This window comes from Cytobacillus gottheilii (assembly GCF_018582665.1).
GTDB classification, from domain to species: Bacteria; Bacillota; Bacilli; order Bacillales; family Cytobacillaceae; genus Cytobacillus; species Cytobacillus gottheilii.
This window is the reverse complement of record NZ_CP071709.1, coordinates 279,718-294,728: the sequence shown is the minus strand read 5'-3', so window position 1 is coordinate 294,728 and position 15,011 is coordinate 279,718. Positions and strand designations below refer to the sequence as shown.

Genomic DNA, 15,011 nt, shown 5'->3' with positions numbered 1-15,011 from the left:
TTTATTAAAACTTTGAATCAGGATTGTAGAACTCATCAGCATTTTCTTTTGTAACCTGTGTAGCCTCTTTAACAACCATTGATTCTGAAGGCTCTTCACCCTTTGCAATATCCCCTGCGATCACAACCGCGTCCTTCACCATTGTTGGCGAATAAAGGAAAGTTGCTTTAATTAAGCCATCCTCTTTCATATTCTCAAATACTTCCTTAGCACCGCCTGCACCAGTAACAAATTGAATATCTGTTCTTCCTGCCTCTTTAATTGCCTGAATAACACCTAAAGCCATTCCATCATCCTGTGTAAACACAGCATCAATCTCGGGATGTGCCTGAAGAATGTTTTGCATAACAGTTAGAGATTTTTCTGTAGAGAAATCACCGCTCTGTGAAGCGATCACTTCCATTCCTTCTTCACTTTCCATTGCTTCTTTAAAGCCTGATCCGCGCTGTTCCGTTACAGAACTAGGCGGTCCTGTGATTTCAACCACTTTTCCTTCTCCGCCTAACTGTTCAATAAAGTACTTTCCTGCATTTACACCGATTCCTTCATTGTCGCCTTTCACAACAACTGTTGCCGCATCATTTTCTAATTCTCTATCCACAATGACAAGCGGAATACCAGCATCTTTGATCTTTTGCCCAACAGGTGTTAAGGCAGCTGATTCAATCGGCAGCATGACAATAACATCTACTTCCTGTGAAATAAGATCATCCACATCATTGGCCTGTTTATTCGGATCTGCAGCATTAGTAATCACATAATCAATGTTTTCACTTTCTTTTAGCTCTTTTGCCTGGTTTTCAGCTTCCTCAATTAGCGCTCCCATCCATCCATGTGTAGCGGAAGGAAGAGAAATCCCAATTTTCAAACTTTTTTCACCGTCAGTTTCTCCGTTGCCGTCTCCACTGCCTTCTTCGCTGCACGCCGCAAGAATCGTTAGTAAAAAAACAGTAAGACCAATCATTAATAAGCGTTTCAAGCGATCCACCCCTTTTTTTAGTTTTACATCATGCCACCTTTAATGTAATCGATTACATTTACATGTAAGGTCAGCGCTCTATTATCAAATCATTAATAACAGAGCGCTGATCTTAGCTGATGTCTATCCTAAAGTTGATTGGCGTATGACTAATTCATGGTCTAAAATGACATCCTCGACTTCTTGACCTTTTATTTTTGCAATGAGCATTTCAGCAGCAATGGTCCCCATTTTATACATCGGCTGTGCAACCGTTGTTAAAGTTGGATTGGTCATATTAGAAAAATCAATTTTATCAAAGCCTGCTACTGCAATGTCATTGGGTACATGCAATCCTTGATTATTAATTTCCTTTAAAGCTCCTATTGCAAGCAAATCTGATACCGTAAATACTGCAGTCGGTCTTTCGCCAAGACTTAAAAGCTTCCTCATTGCCTGCTGTCCTTGCTCAAATCCAAGCTGCTGTGTATGAATGATATACGATTCATTGAGTTCTAATCCATGCTCCATGATTGCCCGTTTGTAACCCATCATTCTTTGTCTGGCATACAAGTACTTCTCATCTGAATTAATGATCGCAACTGCTTTATGCCCTAGTTGTATTAAATGCTTGACTGCTTGGTAAGAGGCCTTTTCATTATCGATTGTCACATAAGGAATCCCGCTGTCTGGCGTGTACTCGCTGCATTGAATAATGGCATGCTTTTTTGCCAGAACTTTAAGTGTTTCGGTATTAACAGCAGGGTCCATTGATATAATGCCGTCAGCCATTTTTGTTCTTACCAGGTCAAAATAAATATTTTCACGCTCAGGACTTGAATCGGTTTCACAGAGCAAAATATTATAATTCGAACTGATCGCGATATGCTCAATTCCTTTAATAACCTCCGAATAAAATGGGTTTGTGATCGCTGGAATTAAGATCAGCAGCATTCTGCTTTCAGAGTTTCTTAAGTTTCGGCCGAGCATGCTCGGTTCATAATTTAATTTTTCAATTGCCTGCTCAACTTTAAATCTAGTTTTAGCACTTACTGTTCTTTGTCCGTTTAATACTCTCGAGACGGTTGCAACAGATACACCTGCTAGCTTTGCAACCTGCTGGATATTCGCCATATTTTCTTGCCTACTTTCTGTATTGCTGAACTGCTAAAGATGTAATCGATTTCAATTCGATGATATTACACACGGAATTATCTGTCAATACTGAAAATTAATTTCATAAAACAGTTGATTTATCATGTTTTTTTTAATAACTTAGTTTATGTAACGGATTACATTTCTTTATTTTCTGAAAATAATAATTGGAGGGGTCTATTTTGAAATTAGGTGTCTTTACAGTTTTATTCTCAAATAAATCATTTTATGACATGCTTCAATTTGTTTCTTCTAAAGGAATTGAAGCAATTGAACTCGGTACTGGCGGCTATCCGGGAGATTCCCATTGTTCAATTGATACATTGCTCAGTGATCGCAGTGCTCTTAATCAATTTAAAAAGGATATTAATAGTCATGGTTTAATAGTCAGTGCATTAAGCTGCCATTCGAACCACCTTCATCCGCAAAAGGCTATATCCGAACCAGCAGATATACTGCTGAACAAAACGATGGAGCTTGCAGCGGAGCTTGAAATTCCAGTAGTGAACACTTTCTCCGGCTGTCCGGGAGATCATGAGAATGCTCTCTATCCGAACTGGCCAGTAGCTCCGTGGCCTCATGATTTTCAAGAAGTGCTAAAGTGGCAATGGGAGGAGAAAATCATTCCGTATTGGAGCAAGAAAAATGAACGAGCTAAAGAGCTCGGCGTGAAAATCGGCCTCGAGCTTCACGGCGGTTTTTCTGTTCACACACCTGCGACCATGCTGAAGCTGCGGGAACATTGCGGCACCGCAATTGGTGCTAACCTTGATCCCAGCCACATGTGGTGGCAAGGCATTGATCCTGTCGAGGCGATTAAAATTCTTGGCAGAGAAAATGCTATTTTCCACTTCCATGCAAAAGATACCATCTTTGATCAGCAGAATGTGAATAGAAATGGAATAACGGATATGACTGACTACAGTAAGATGCAAAACCGCTCATGGAATTTCCGTACTGTCGGGTATGGACATGACACCAAAACGTGGGCAGACATGATCAGCGCGCTTCGTTTATATGGATATGATTATGTCGTCAGCATTGAGCATGAAGATGGGTTAATGTCCGTAGAAGAAGGCTTTTCTAAAGCAGCAGCAAATTTGAAACCGCTTTTATTCAGTGAGCCAGCAGCAGAGATGTGGTGGGCTTGATCGGAGGAGCGGACTGAAAACGCACGGAACACTATATTTGGGGCTCTCTTGGTCTGATTCGTCTAAATTACTGAGTTCGTTATTGGAAAAAGCGATCATTTGAATTAAAATTAAACCTTTTTCACAACTTTAGAGAGATTAGCAGAGCATTTGAGTAAAAAAGCGGTGGAAAACCGCTCTGGAAAGCCGATATCCGCCAAAAATATCCGCCAAACGCAAAAAGGGAGCTCCTCTCCCTTTTTTTGGCGCTGAAGCTGGACACATTCAAAAAGACTATTCAGCCCATCGTCCGCATCTCATCGACATTCTAAATTTCATAAATCTCGATATTAATCGAGCTTTCTTCCCCTCGTCTGTACAATTGTTTAATTTCGACTCCACACATTGAATCAATACTTGATCGCATTTGCAGCTATTTCCATATTCTCTAAGACACTCATCGTGCTTCTTGCAGCAGGAATCCACATAATTGATCGGCTCTCCCGGACCGCTGCAGCCTGGACCGCAATAGCGGTAGCCACCCGACAAGCAGAAACCAGGACCTCTCGTCCGCCGCCTATTCTGTATTCTCATACTCTATTTCACTCCTTTCTATTATCCATACGCACCTCCACCAAAAAGGATTGGAGGAAAACCTATGAAACTTGCGGAATTTCATGATCATCGCACTAGAAAAACCAAATACCTAGAGGATTTTCGAATAAAGAATAGAATAGTATGTATTAAATAAAAGGGGGAGTTATGATGCTGTCTTTTTTTGAGTATAACTGGCAAGTTCGAGATGAATGGCTGCATTGGTGTGAGCAGCTTTCTCCAGAAGCATTGCTGCAAAAGCGAGTCGGCGGTGTCGGCAGTATTCAATATACACTGTTTCATATTATCGATGTAGAGTATAGCTGGCTGCGTGCGATCCAAAGCAAGGACGATGTGATTTTCGACTTTGACTCTTATAAAAGTTTAGATCAGCTGAAAATTCTTTCTCAGCAAACATTATCTGAGAATAGAGTTTTTATGACGGCAATAGAGCCACATACATATAATCAAAAAGTTTATATCCCATGGGAAGATGAGTTTCATACCGTATCTGATATTCTGCATCATTTAGTGGCGCATGAAATTCACCATATTGGGCAGCTCTCTATTTGGGCAAGAGAACTGGGACTTACACCTATTTCTCCCGGCTACATTGGAAGGCAGTTTTCATCTTTAAGTAAAATATGAGACCTTACAAAAATATCATTCTGATTATCCTGGTATTAGCCTTTTTCGTATTTCCCACTAAGATCTACGCTCTTGACTGTGCAATACCTGATCCCTCGCAGGCCATACATGACTATGAAGCTGTATTTATCGGCAAAGTGATCAGCAGCAGTGACCTGACCAAAAATACTAAACTTGAAGTTGTGCAGTCATGGAAAGGTGTAGACAAGACGAAGGTTAAAATATATGAGGATAACGATTGGGGAAACACATATAAAGCAGGAGATAAAATACTGGTTTTCGCCAATAAGGAATTCGGTTTCTGGAAAGTGCCTCTTTGTGCACCTCTTCAGCAGAATGTTGATGAAACAAATAAAAAATGGCAAGTATATGGGGAACCATTACCACTGAAGCATTCTGCAGGACCGCTGCCTTTATATTTGGCTGTCATGACAGTTTTTTTCTATTTCTTGAATCATTATTTTAAGAAAAGAAAAAGGAGCGGAAATGATTAAAAGCCTCTTTCTCACTTACCGCTTTTTCCGCTCGGTTTCTGCTGTTCTGTTCATACTAAATGGCCAGCGTATGTCTCTGACCAATCCACTGCTTTGTTTCATGTATCAGCTGGCTGTATGCTGCCCCAGAAGAAAATGTATGGTTGGCTCCATTGATAATCCGCTTATCACAGATTCCCTGTTTACGCGTCCGAAATGCATAGTAATAATTGTAGCAATGATTAACGCTAATCTCCTCATCCGCTGTTCCATGTATAAGAAGAACATCTCCATTAAATTTAGATACTAGTTTTAGTGGATGATATTTTTTAAGAGATTCTATAAAGTTTTCCCTTAAGGAATATCCTTGGTAATCAAATTCGCCGCTCTCCTTCAATACCTCCAGCCTTTCCTCTCCAACAATAGCAGTTATATCCTTAAAGGGATGACCAACAGCACTCCATAACACAAGTCTTTTAACTCTCTGATCCCGTGTAGCGGTCAAGAGGGCAACAGCACCTCCAAGACTATGGCCTATAAGCACTAACTGTTCACGGTCTATATGTTCAACCCCCAGTGAATGGCTGATGACAGATTGTGTCTGGCTAATCCAATCATCAATACAGCTTTGCCCGTAATCGCCCTCACTCTCGCCGCATCCTGCATAGTCAAAGCGAACAATTACACATTCCTCCAGTGATAATTCTTTAGAAGCTTTGACAAAGAGACGATTAATTCCAACCTTCGTTCCCACAAAACCGTGACAAATTACGATGACGGGATATTTTTTATTTTCTTTCCCATATGAATCTGGATAATGAATTGCCGCTGCCAGTTCTCGATCTTCCCATCGAATTGAAATATGTCTTATCATTTCTTCACCTCATCTAATGAAATTAATCTCATCGCATTAGTCAGATTTATACTGACAATTAATACTGATACGTAACACATAGCGTCCTAGGCTTTCCGGGCAAAATTCAATACTTAGCAGACACAAAAAAATCCCACCTTATGCTTTTGACAGCATAAGATGAGATTTAATTTACCGTTCTCCTTATCTGCCAAGCAAATACGCTTGTTGGAATTGGCACAGTGCTCAAAGCTTGAGTCTGCTGCCGAGGCTTCAAAGGGCCAAATCCCTCCACCTCTCTGGATAAGATTATGAAATTACATTTATTCTAATACAATTATTGTCAAATATCAATAGGGAATTGCAGCCCTTATAGCACAATTTAAATTGAACACATGGTGGGTGCCCCCAGCAGGAGGAACTCCAGTATTATGCTCTTTTGACTAAAAATGATCCAATGGCAAGAATCATAAATAAAAACAGCAAATAGAGGCTGATTGCTCCTAGTTCTATTGTTTCATGTCCTAACCCCACTAGCACAATCACAACAGCCATGCTGCCAATCAAGACAAAATATAGCGCAGCGGCATAAAAATTCTTCATGTTATTCCATGTTCTTTCATCCACATCAGGTACATGATCTCTTTTTTTCATTTCACGAATTTTAGCGACCGCAGCCACAAGTCCAACACCTGCCACCGTTCCGCCTATACTGGCAGCAACGGCGCTCCATGACAAGTCTGGAATCATCCATTTGGCAATCAGAATACCCACACCCATACAGACAACAATAAAACCCCATGCTAAATACTGCAGATTCTTCATTTTGTATCCTCCTCCAATGTAAATAATTCTTCGATTGGCACATTGAAATATTTAATCATTTTAAGAGCAAGCTCAAGGCTAGGATTATATTTATGCTTTTCAACTGCATTGATCGTCTGCCTCGTAATTTGCAATGCCTCTGCCATCTCAACTTGGCTAATTCCTTTTGCGATTCTGATTTCCTTAATTCGATTGGTAACCTTCAAATGATTCCCCGCCATCCATGTAAAGATATCTTTACACGGAGTATAACATGTTCCAAAAGAAAAAGTAAAGATATCTTTACATAACCGAAAGAATTCATGGATTTTTTTGAAAATAATTCCTTGACTTATTTAAAATTCCCGTTTAATCTAACACTATATTGTTTTACAAGGTAGATGATTATCTCACTACCTTGTAATACATATTAGATTACTCACTAAGAGTATTTTTCTACACAATTAAAAACCATTTGCTCAGCTGCCTAGTAATTTTTAAAATCCAGAAAGGAGGCAAAACGTATTAGAGACCTTACCATGAGCACATAATAACGATCGGCATACTATATCTTTCTGACCAGAAAGACATTTTTAAGCCCCGGTATCTTGCAATACAATATACAATAAAAAGGAAGAATAAGGATGTCTTTTAGAAGTCAATTATTAAAGGGAATTTTAGAAGGATGTATTTTATCAATTATTGAAAGAGAAACGGTATATGGTTATGAACTATCACAAAAGCTTCAGCATTTTGGCTTAAATGATGTAAGTGAGGGATCGATTTATCCGATCCTGCTGCGGCTTCAAAAAGAAGGACTTATAAAAGGAGAAATGCGTGAATCTCCTTCTGGTCCTAAACGCAAATACTATCAGCTAACCACATCCGGGGAACAGGCACTGTTTGAAATCCAAACAGAATGGAGCAGTATTCAAAAACCGGTTGGTAAATTATTGAATAGGAGTAATGATCATGAATGCTAAAGAGTTAATTCGACTAAATAATCAAAAACGCCAACATCTTACAAAAGAAAATGAAGAGTATTATGAGAATATGTTAGTTTATATACGAACAAGTTTATCCGTTTCGGAACAGCAATCTGAGGAATTACTGTTGGAGCTTTTAGATCATTTGGTAGATGCGCAGAACGCAGGGAAAAGTGCGAAAGATGTGTTTGGAGAAGATCCAGCAGCATATTGTAAGGAAATGATCAAGCAGCTTCCTAAAGAACCAAGCAAAAGATCAGCCTTTTTTATAGGTTTCTTATTGCTTCAGTTAGCAGGCATTTTTGCTGTCATTAACGGGATTGGGGACATTATTATCCATTATGTAAAAGACAGGGATCAGACCCTTTATATAGGGACGGCTATCGTCAGTTTCTTTATCATAGCAGCTATTATTTCCCTCGATGTTATTTTGATCTTTAAATGGCTTCAAAATTCTATTTACAAAGCATCTACTAAGATTAAAGACTTCTTTCTTCTCTTTTCTCTTTCTACGATTTCATTACTGGGCATCTTTTTCTTGCCAAAATGGATTCCTTCTTTTGGACATCCAATTGAATCAGGTGGATTCGTATACCTAATTGTGGGCATTGTACTGCTTATTTGTCTAAAAGTGGCAGATCGGAAATATCACATTACAAAATAAAAAAACACCTCTGGTATACAGCAAAATCTATATAGCACACTCCCTTAGAGCTTTAAGGGGGTCTCTTAACTCACCCCCTTATCATAATCATGATTCATAAAAACCTTTTCATATAAAAATAACTGCACAGATTGTACAAAAAGATAAATTGGAATGGAATACAGGGACCTGTAGCCGTTCTTAAAATGAAAAATGCCTACTTTAATTGCCCATACTTCAACAAGAATAGCTAAAGCGGTCCAGCCTAGAATATAAGGAATAACCTTCCAGCCTTTTATATTAAAACGCCGATATATATAAATAAAGATATAACCAAATGGGGCATACATTAAATAACTGAACATATCAAATGTCTGATAGATTGACTGATCGTTTACATCATATAGATCTAATGGAGGTACGGCTAATGTGTGATCAAACATCAGCCCAGTTGTGACACCAAATAATAAACTGAAAACAGCTGATGCCTTCGATAATATCTTAGGAAGAACAATAACAATAATTCCTCCTATTATAATCATCCCCAGGATAACCATTTCATTGGCATTAAAACCTTGCTCATATAGGATGTTTTTCACTTGTCTTCATTCCTTTTGTAATTTTGCGAGACATATATGCGATCAAAACTGTAAGAAGCAACATGACAACATCCATAAGAAGCTCATGTATAAATGACCAATGTTTATACGTGAATATGGACAGTGAACTGAGGAGCACTCTCAAGATAGCTATAATCCCCAAAGTACCCACTGCAGCAAGGAATCGGATCCATTTATGATGGAAAGCAAACCAAATGTTCACTAAGATAAGCAGTAAAAAGGAAAAAATGATATCCCGGTACACAATAAATGAGATAAAGCGTATGGTATCAGAGCTAATTTCAATACACTGATAATGAAAGGCGAGAAAAGATATTTTATTAATATCTACAACAGCGATCATTAAATAGTTAAGTATATTGGCTGCAACAGACATTTTATAAGGCAAAAATGTGAAAATGGCCACTGTTAACCAGGCAATTACACACATAATCAGAAGCTCCAATACGATCTCCTCCTTTCCTGTTAGTATGAACGTTCAACCCTTTATTATGAGAATGAAACTTAAAAAATCATGTACAAAAAGACCTAAGGGATACTCCCCAGGTCTTTTTGCGACGGCAATTTTTAAATTGCCTTATTCCAATTAAACCTTCCCCTATTCCTACTACTTACCAGCGATGGGCTTTGGCATTACTGCGCAAAATAATGTTCGTTTGCGACATTTCCGTATGCCCATTCACCTGCGATTTAGAACGTTTCGGTCTTGTCCAGTTATGATGAAACTGTGCAGAGTGCTCGTCTAATCGATTGCGGTAACTCATGGTAAAATCACCTCGTAGTTAGGATGTAGTTCCGGATATTCAAGTGGAATATCTATTTTAGCATGTGCAAAATAATAAATTTTATGTTCCCTTTTACGAACTGCCTCTCAAAGTCAAAGAACAGAAAACATCAGAAAAGCCGGAATTCTAATTTAGAGAACCGGCTTTTCTAAATATGTTATCCCTGCTGCTGTTCTTTCGTTGGTCCCATAACCCCAGGTACAGGCAGCCCTGCTTGGCGAAGAAGGACTGTCATTTGTCCGCGGTGATGTGTTTGATGCAGGATCAGTTTACTAAGAATAGATCCCTTCGCTGTCGGACCTCCAAAATCAATTGTTTCAGTAAGCTGCTCGTCCGCCAGTGTCGATTCTGCTGCAGACTTTAATTCCTCTGCTATTTTTCTATAGGCAATCTGAATATCAGCGGCAGTCATTTCTTCTTCTTTTTTTTCTGTTGGAGGTGCAAGGTTCACACCAACTAAGCTTGCGAAGAATACTGGGCTTGTTGCCAGGTGCCAGCCTAACCATCTAAGGGTACTGTGTCCCTCAGTAATTGCTTGTTCCAATTTTTCATCTGTTAATGCATCCATTACGGCTATAGTACTAACAGCTTCAGCATTCCACTCATTTAAGAAATCATTTACTTGACGGTACATTTCATTCATCTCCCTTTTCATTTTTCCTGCTTTTCATTCTAACACAGGATAGAAGTCACTTAAAAAGAATGAATTTACTTCATGAATATTTATCAAGCACATGCAAAAAATACAAATACATATGAAAACAAGGGTGAGAATATGTTCAACAAAGGAAAACGAACCTTCACTGAAGATTCATTAAAAGCTTTAACCAAGAATCAGGATGATATCCAATTTACGGAGATAACAGTCCTTTCCAGGAAAGCATTTTTTATTTTTGTAAATGGGGTTATTGATTACACAGAATATTGGAAGCTGGCTCAAGATCTTACCAGTTCATCTTCAGATAAAATCCATTCTTATGATGACTTAATGCATTTTTTCCAGCCATTTTTATTCAATGTAGCACATACAGAAAAAGAGCTGATGACAGAGTTATTTGATGGGAAAATTGCACTTGTTTTGGAAGGAAAACAGGAAGCACTTCTTCTTAATCTTCCGAGTTCTAAAACAAGAAGTTTTGCTGAACCTACGACAGAACGTGTAGTTAGAGGCCCTAAAATTTCACTGATTGAAAGCTTGAGCGATAATATCGCTCTCATTAGACAGAGTACAAAAGATCAAAGCACTGTTGTCAGGAAAATAAAAACAGGATCGGAAGAAAAAAAGGAAATTGCTGTGATCTATAACAAAAATTTAGCGAAGCAGCACCTTGTTGATGAAGTCCTTTCTCGTATTGAAAAAGTAAAAAAAGAGGACATATTAGACTCAGGTGTTCTAGAAGAACTAATTGAGGATACGCATTATACACCCTTTCCACAAATACAAAATACCGAGCGGCTTGATAAAGTGCTTGCATCTCTAAAGGAAGGCCGTGTGGGAATAATAGTCGACGGCTCTCCTTTCGCTTTAATTGCTCCGACAAAGGTAGATATGCTTCTTCAATCTCCAGATGATTATTATGAACGGTGGATTGCCGGATCATTTTTAAGGTTATTACGTTATATCTCAGTGTTTATTACCGTCTTTCTTTCAGCAATATATATATCGCTTGTATCCTTTAATTCTGGAATGATTCCAACTGAGCTCGCCATGACAATCGCCGGAACGAGACAAAATGTGCCCTTCCCTCCTTTTATTGAGGCAATCATTATGGAATTAACGATAGAGTTATTACGAGAAGCAGGAGTAAGACTTCCAACTCCTGTTGGGCAAACCATTGGCCTTGTTGGCGGCGTTATTATCGGTCAGGCTGCCGTTCAGGCAAATCTGGTCAGTTCGATCATGGTTATTATTGTATCCATCACCACGATCACCTCTTTCACGGTCCCTCAATATAGCTTTGGTCTTGGCTTTAGGGCATTGCGATTTGGTGCAATGGGAATTGCTGCGATATTGGGTTTATATGGCACAACCTTATTTTTTATCATTTTCATCACTCATTTAGCGAAATTAACAAGCTTTAATGAGCCTTATCTAGATTTAAGACAATTATTTAATAAGAAAAAACAGCGGGATTTTCTAATAAGACTTCCTAAAAAAGCAGGCAATAACTAGGAGATAAAAATATGGAAGCTAAACCAACCCTAATAAATTTAGAAATTACTTCAATCCTCTCTTGTGCAATGCTAGGCGTAGGAATGCTCACCCTTCCTCGTGGCTTAACAGAGCAGGCAACAACTACAGATGGATGGATTATACTAATCCTCAATGGTATTTGTGCAGCTCTTCTATTAATTCTCCTTGTTTATATGCTAAAAAAACATAGGGTTACAGATTATTTTTCTTATATTGAAGAGGCTTATGGAAAGTGGGCAGGAAAAGCTATTTGCCTCGCCTTAGCCGGTTATTTTCTTTCTATTGCAAGTTTTGAAGTCCGGGCAATGAGTGAAATGGTCCGCTTTTATATGCTTGAAAATACTCCTATGGAAGTAACTATCTTAGCACTAATTTTAGCGGCTGTTCACTTAATTATCGGAGGCATTAAACCAATTGCTAAAGTTTGTATTCTGTTTCTTCCTATTACCATTGTGGTTGTCCTTTTTATTTATAGCATGAGCTTTAAAGTTGTCGATCTTATGAATATCAAACCTATATTGGGATATGGTTTGCAGCCTATTCTAAAAGGGTTTAGTGCCGGACAGCTATCTTTTTTTGGAATTGAATTAGTTTTATTTTTATACGGAATGACAGATAAAAAGCTAAATATCAATAAAGGCGTCTTATTAGGCTGTTTCATCCCAGTTGGCATGTATGTGCTGACATATATTTTAGTTGTAAGCACACTTACAATTGATGAGGTAACGTCGGTCACATGGCCAACCATTTCATTTATCCAATCATTTGAAGTTCAAGGTATCTTCGTCGAAAGATTAGAGCTCTTTCTATTAGTTACCTGGATTCTGCAGTTCTTCACCACTCATATGCTTTATTTCTATTTTGCAGCCAAAAGCATGACACATGTGTTTCATAACAGGTTCTCTACTAACTTAATCATACTCGTTCCATTGATATTTCTTTTAGCTAATTACGCCAAAGATCTTGGTGATGTTTTTATATTCAGTGACCTGCTCGGCTTTGCATTTCCGGTAGTCCTTATCATTCTTCCTTTTGCAACATTTTTCGTTTACGGTTTAAAAAGGAGGATGAGAACATGAAACTGGTCGTGCATCTTATCGGGCTATTTGTCGCTATCTCCCTTTTAAGCGGGTGCTGGGACAGTGAAGAAATAGAAGATCTGTCGTTATTAGTAGGAGTGGGCATTGATCTTGGAGAGGATGATCAGCTATCTCTGACACATCAGATTCTCTTGCCAGCTTCCGGACAGTCTGCAGAAACTCCAGCCCCTTCCTATGAAAACGCCACCGTGCTCGCTCGAACCGTTCATGATGCCATAAGAGAAGTAGCGATGTCTAAAAATGTTCTATTTGCAAATCAGCAGCGATTGATCATTATTAATGAGAATGTATTAAAAAGTCTCCCATTAGACGCTGTAATCAATCAATTTATAAAAGATAATGATACAAGAAGAAGCTGTATCATTATGGTTTCAAAAGATCCTGCAGAACAAATTTTAAGTACAGGAGAAGATGGAAGCGTTCCTTCTAATGATCTATATTCTTTAAGCGAGAATATTTCAGCGACAAGTAAGATTCTGCCATCGATAACATTGGGTCAGACCTCTGCAAGCCTACAGGCAGCTGGTAGCTTTGCCATTCAATCCGTTTCTATTAAAGAAAAGATGCTTAAGTTAGATGGAGCAGGTGTCATAAATAATCATTCTGAATTAGCAGGAATGTTAACTGCAGATGAAGTTTCCTATATGAACTGGCTTGAGGGAAATATTGAAGGTGGAATTATCGTTGGAGAACACAAAGGGAAACGTTTTAGTGTTGAGGTCATTGATCAAACAAATAAAGAAATTAAAACTACTGTTAATGATTCACAAGTAACAATCGACATTTCAACCGAGTATAATACCCGTCTCTCTGAAGACTGGTATTCAAATGAAGATTCTTTTAGCTCCTCTTATTTGAAAGAAATAGAAAAAGCCGCTGAAAAGGAAGTAGAACGGCAGGTCGGGATTATTCTCGACAAATTGCAAAATGACTTAAAGTCAGATGCGCCAGGTTTCTTTTACTATATTCGATCTCAGCATCCTAAATTTTATAAACAAAACAAAAATAATATGGATGAAATTTTCAGCAAAGCAAATGTTCAATTTAAAGTAGATCTAAAAATTATTGATTTTGGGGCAAAAGGAGCTACAAAATAAAGGGAACCCTCAGGTGAAGCTGAGGGTTCAGTTAATATTCGTTTAAAATCATGTCTCAAATCCTGAGAACGAACCTTATCACTGAAGCTGTACTAAATTTTATAACCGTGAATCCTCAGCTTATTTTAAAATAGCGGCGGAGGAGAAAAGCAACCCACATGCACTGAGCATCTTGGCGCACGATTTCTACTAGTCCGTTAATCAGCAGGATATCTAATGTTTGTTTATTTATTTGTTCTTTTAACTCATGCAGTGCATCTTTTACAAATCCTTCTTGTACCTCAGCAATTAGATCATTTATATGTTTGACTAAGGTTTCTGATGTTGGAGGACCTTCTGCCGGCAGATCGAGCAAGTTAACGAGCTCTTTTGTAACAAAAGGGACTGTGGAATGCTTTGCAAGCAAATTTGTCTTTTCAACAAGTGAGCTGGCCAGTAACTTCAAATCAAGCGGAAGCTTTGAAAAGATAAAAAGCTCCGAGTACATTTTCATAAATCCTTTTACACAATAAAGCAAATCAAACTTTGTAGCCGCAATTGAATCACCATAAATTTGATCAATCATTTTCAGGATGGCACGATTGATTTGTTTATCATAGAAATGAAGCTTCATAATCAGTTCCATATTTAACGTATGTGTTTGTTCCTTCATAAAAACAGTGGCAAGATTAGAGTGTTCTTCAAAGTTTTTTAATATCGTAAGGTAAAACTGATATAACAGCTCATCCTTTTGATATCCCCCACCACTGACCAGATAGTCAATATTGGAAACGATTTCACTCATAAAATGATCAATTAAAGCAAAGATTAGCTCATCCTTTGATTTGAAGGATAAATAAAACGCACCTTTTGATATACCGCTCTTTTCAGTAATCTGTTGTACAGAAGTAGCATCGAATCCCTGTTCCGCAAACAATTCTAGTGCCTTTTCCATTATTAACTGTTTCTTTACCATATCTTAATACTCTCCT

19 protein-coding genes and 1 riboswitch are annotated in these 15,011 nt (G+C 38.3%); of the genes, 8 read left to right on the top strand and 11 right to left on the bottom strand.

Going from position 1 to position 15,011, the window contains the following annotated elements:
- Window positions 1-4: 4 nt before the first annotated feature.
- Complete coding sequence (locus tag J1899_RS01595; RefSeq protein ID WP_246586555.1) at window positions 5-988, bottom strand: substrate-binding domain-containing protein; 984 nt, start codon at window positions 986-988, stop codon at window positions 5-7.
- A gap of 114 nt (window positions 989-1,102) precedes the next feature.
- The gene (locus tag J1899_RS01590; protein WP_214477075.1) at window positions 1,103-2,092 is read right to left on the bottom strand and encodes a LacI family DNA-binding transcriptional regulator; all 990 of its coding nucleotides are present in this window, start codon (window positions 2,090-2,092) and stop codon (window positions 1,103-1,105) included.
- A 203-nt stretch (window positions 2,093-2,295) separates the two neighbouring features.
- Here J1899_RS01590 and J1899_RS01585 point away from each other — a divergent pair, with 203 nt between their 5' ends.
- The gene (locus J1899_RS01585; RefSeq protein WP_214477073.1) at window positions 2,296-3,264 is read left to right on the top strand and encodes a sugar phosphate isomerase/epimerase family protein; all 969 of its coding nucleotides are present in this window, start codon (window positions 2,296-2,298) and stop codon (window positions 3,262-3,264) included.
- Window positions 3,265-3,537: 273 nt separating this feature from the next.
- Here J1899_RS01585 and J1899_RS22530 read toward each other — a convergent pair whose 3' ends face one another.
- Window positions 3,538-3,837, bottom strand: coding sequence for a Parvovirus coat protein VP1-like protein (locus J1899_RS22530; protein ID WP_246586554.1), 300 nt, complete (start codon window positions 3,835-3,837; stop codon window positions 3,538-3,540).
- 168 nt (window positions 3,838-4,005) lie between these two features.
- Between J1899_RS22530 and J1899_RS01580 the strand changes: the two genes are divergently transcribed.
- Both J1899_RS01580 and J1899_RS01575 read left to right on the top strand, forming a co-directional pair.
- Window positions 4,006-4,485: a DinB family protein gene (locus J1899_RS01580; RefSeq protein ID WP_343216734.1), complete on the top strand. Its 480-nt coding sequence runs from the start codon at window positions 4,006-4,008 to the stop codon at window positions 4,483-4,485.
- On the top strand, window positions 4,482-4,979 hold the full coding sequence (locus J1899_RS01575) for a hypothetical protein (protein WP_214477071.1): 498 nt from the start codon (window positions 4,482-4,484) through the stop codon (window positions 4,977-4,979). The genes J1899_RS01580 and J1899_RS01575 overlap by 4 nt, the downstream gene beginning before the upstream one ends.
- A 55-nt stretch (window positions 4,980-5,034) precedes the next feature.
- Here J1899_RS01575 and J1899_RS01570 read toward each other — a convergent pair whose 3' ends face one another.
- From J1899_RS01570 to J1899_RS01560, 3 genes are all read right to left on the bottom strand, one after another.
- Complete coding sequence (locus J1899_RS01570; protein ID WP_214477069.1) at window positions 5,035-5,832, bottom strand: alpha/beta hydrolase family protein; 798 nt, start codon at window positions 5,830-5,832, stop codon at window positions 5,035-5,037.
- Window positions 5,833-6,012: 180 nt separating this feature from the next.
- Window positions 6,013-6,121, bottom strand: a riboswitch (SAM riboswitch).
- Window positions 6,122-6,240: 119 nt separating this feature from the next.
- On the bottom strand, window positions 6,241-6,636 hold the full coding sequence (locus J1899_RS01565) for a hypothetical protein (protein WP_214477067.1): 396 nt from the start codon (window positions 6,634-6,636) through the stop codon (window positions 6,241-6,243).
- Window positions 6,633-6,842, bottom strand: coding sequence for a helix-turn-helix transcriptional regulator (locus J1899_RS01560; RefSeq protein WP_214477065.1), 210 nt, complete (start codon window positions 6,840-6,842; stop codon window positions 6,633-6,635). The genes J1899_RS01565 and J1899_RS01560 overlap by 4 nt, the downstream gene beginning before the upstream one ends.
- Window positions 6,843-7,259: 417 nt before the next feature.
- Between J1899_RS01560 and J1899_RS01555 the strand changes: the two genes are divergently transcribed.
- Both J1899_RS01555 and J1899_RS01550 read left to right on the top strand, forming a co-directional pair.
- A complete protein-coding gene (locus J1899_RS01555; RefSeq protein WP_214477063.1) occupies window positions 7,260-7,598 on the top strand; it encodes a PadR family transcriptional regulator in 339 nt (112 codons plus the stop codon).
- The gene (locus J1899_RS01550) at window positions 7,588-8,265 is read left to right on the top strand and encodes a DUF1129 family protein (protein WP_214477061.1); all 678 of its coding nucleotides are present in this window, start codon (window positions 7,588-7,590) and stop codon (window positions 8,263-8,265) included. Before J1899_RS01555 ends, J1899_RS01550 begins: the two co-directional genes overlap by 11 nt.
- Window positions 8,266-8,330: 65 nt before the next feature.
- Here the strand turns inward: J1899_RS01550 and J1899_RS01545 are convergent, their stop codons facing one another.
- The 4 genes from J1899_RS01545 to J1899_RS01530 form a co-directional block, all read right to left on the bottom strand.
- Window positions 8,331-8,843 (bottom strand): hypothetical protein, encoded by a 513-nt coding sequence (locus J1899_RS01545; protein WP_246586553.1) that lies wholly within the window; start codon window positions 8,841-8,843, stop codon window positions 8,331-8,333.
- Complete coding sequence (locus J1899_RS01540) at window positions 8,824-9,309, bottom strand: hypothetical protein (protein WP_066450881.1); 486 nt, start codon at window positions 9,307-9,309, stop codon at window positions 8,824-8,826. Before J1899_RS01540 ends, J1899_RS01545 begins: the two co-directional genes overlap by 20 nt.
- A 166-nt stretch (window positions 9,310-9,475) precedes the next feature.
- Window positions 9,476-9,628: a YpzG family protein gene (locus tag J1899_RS01535; protein WP_080848865.1), complete on the bottom strand. Its 153-nt coding sequence runs from the start codon at window positions 9,626-9,628 to the stop codon at window positions 9,476-9,478.
- Between the two features lie 178 nt (window positions 9,629-9,806).
- Window positions 9,807-10,283 carry a DinB family protein gene (locus J1899_RS01530; protein ID WP_214477059.1) on the bottom strand — a complete coding sequence of 159 codons (477 nt, stop codon included), beginning with the start codon at window positions 10,281-10,283 and terminating at the stop codon, window positions 9,807-9,809.
- Between the two features lie 81 nt (window positions 10,284-10,364).
- Between J1899_RS01530 and J1899_RS01525 the strand changes: the two genes are divergently transcribed.
- The 3 genes from J1899_RS01525 to J1899_RS01515 are packed head-to-tail and all read left to right on the top strand — an operon-like array spanning window position 10,365 to window position 14,040.
- A complete protein-coding gene (locus J1899_RS01525) occupies window positions 10,365-11,822 on the top strand; it encodes a spore germination protein (RefSeq protein WP_281420599.1) in 1,458 nt (485 codons plus the stop codon).
- 11 nt (window positions 11,823-11,833) lie between these two features.
- Window positions 11,834-12,922, top strand: a complete 1,089-nt coding sequence (locus J1899_RS01520; RefSeq protein WP_214477057.1) for a GerAB/ArcD/ProY family transporter — start codon at window positions 11,834-11,836, stop codon at window positions 12,920-12,922.
- Entirely contained in the window at window positions 12,919-14,040 is a 1,122-nt protein-coding gene (locus J1899_RS01515) for a Ger(x)C family spore germination protein (RefSeq protein ID WP_214477055.1), read from the top strand. The genes J1899_RS01520 and J1899_RS01515 overlap by 4 nt, the downstream gene beginning before the upstream one ends.
- A gap of 115 nt (window positions 14,041-14,155) precedes the next feature.
- On the opposite strand, the gene J1899_RS01510 is transcribed toward J1899_RS01515, so the two are convergent.
- Window positions 14,156-14,995, bottom strand: coding sequence for a TetR/AcrR family transcriptional regulator (locus J1899_RS01510; RefSeq protein WP_214477052.1), 840 nt, complete (start codon window positions 14,993-14,995; stop codon window positions 14,156-14,158).
- Window positions 14,996-15,011: the final 16 nt, after the last annotated feature.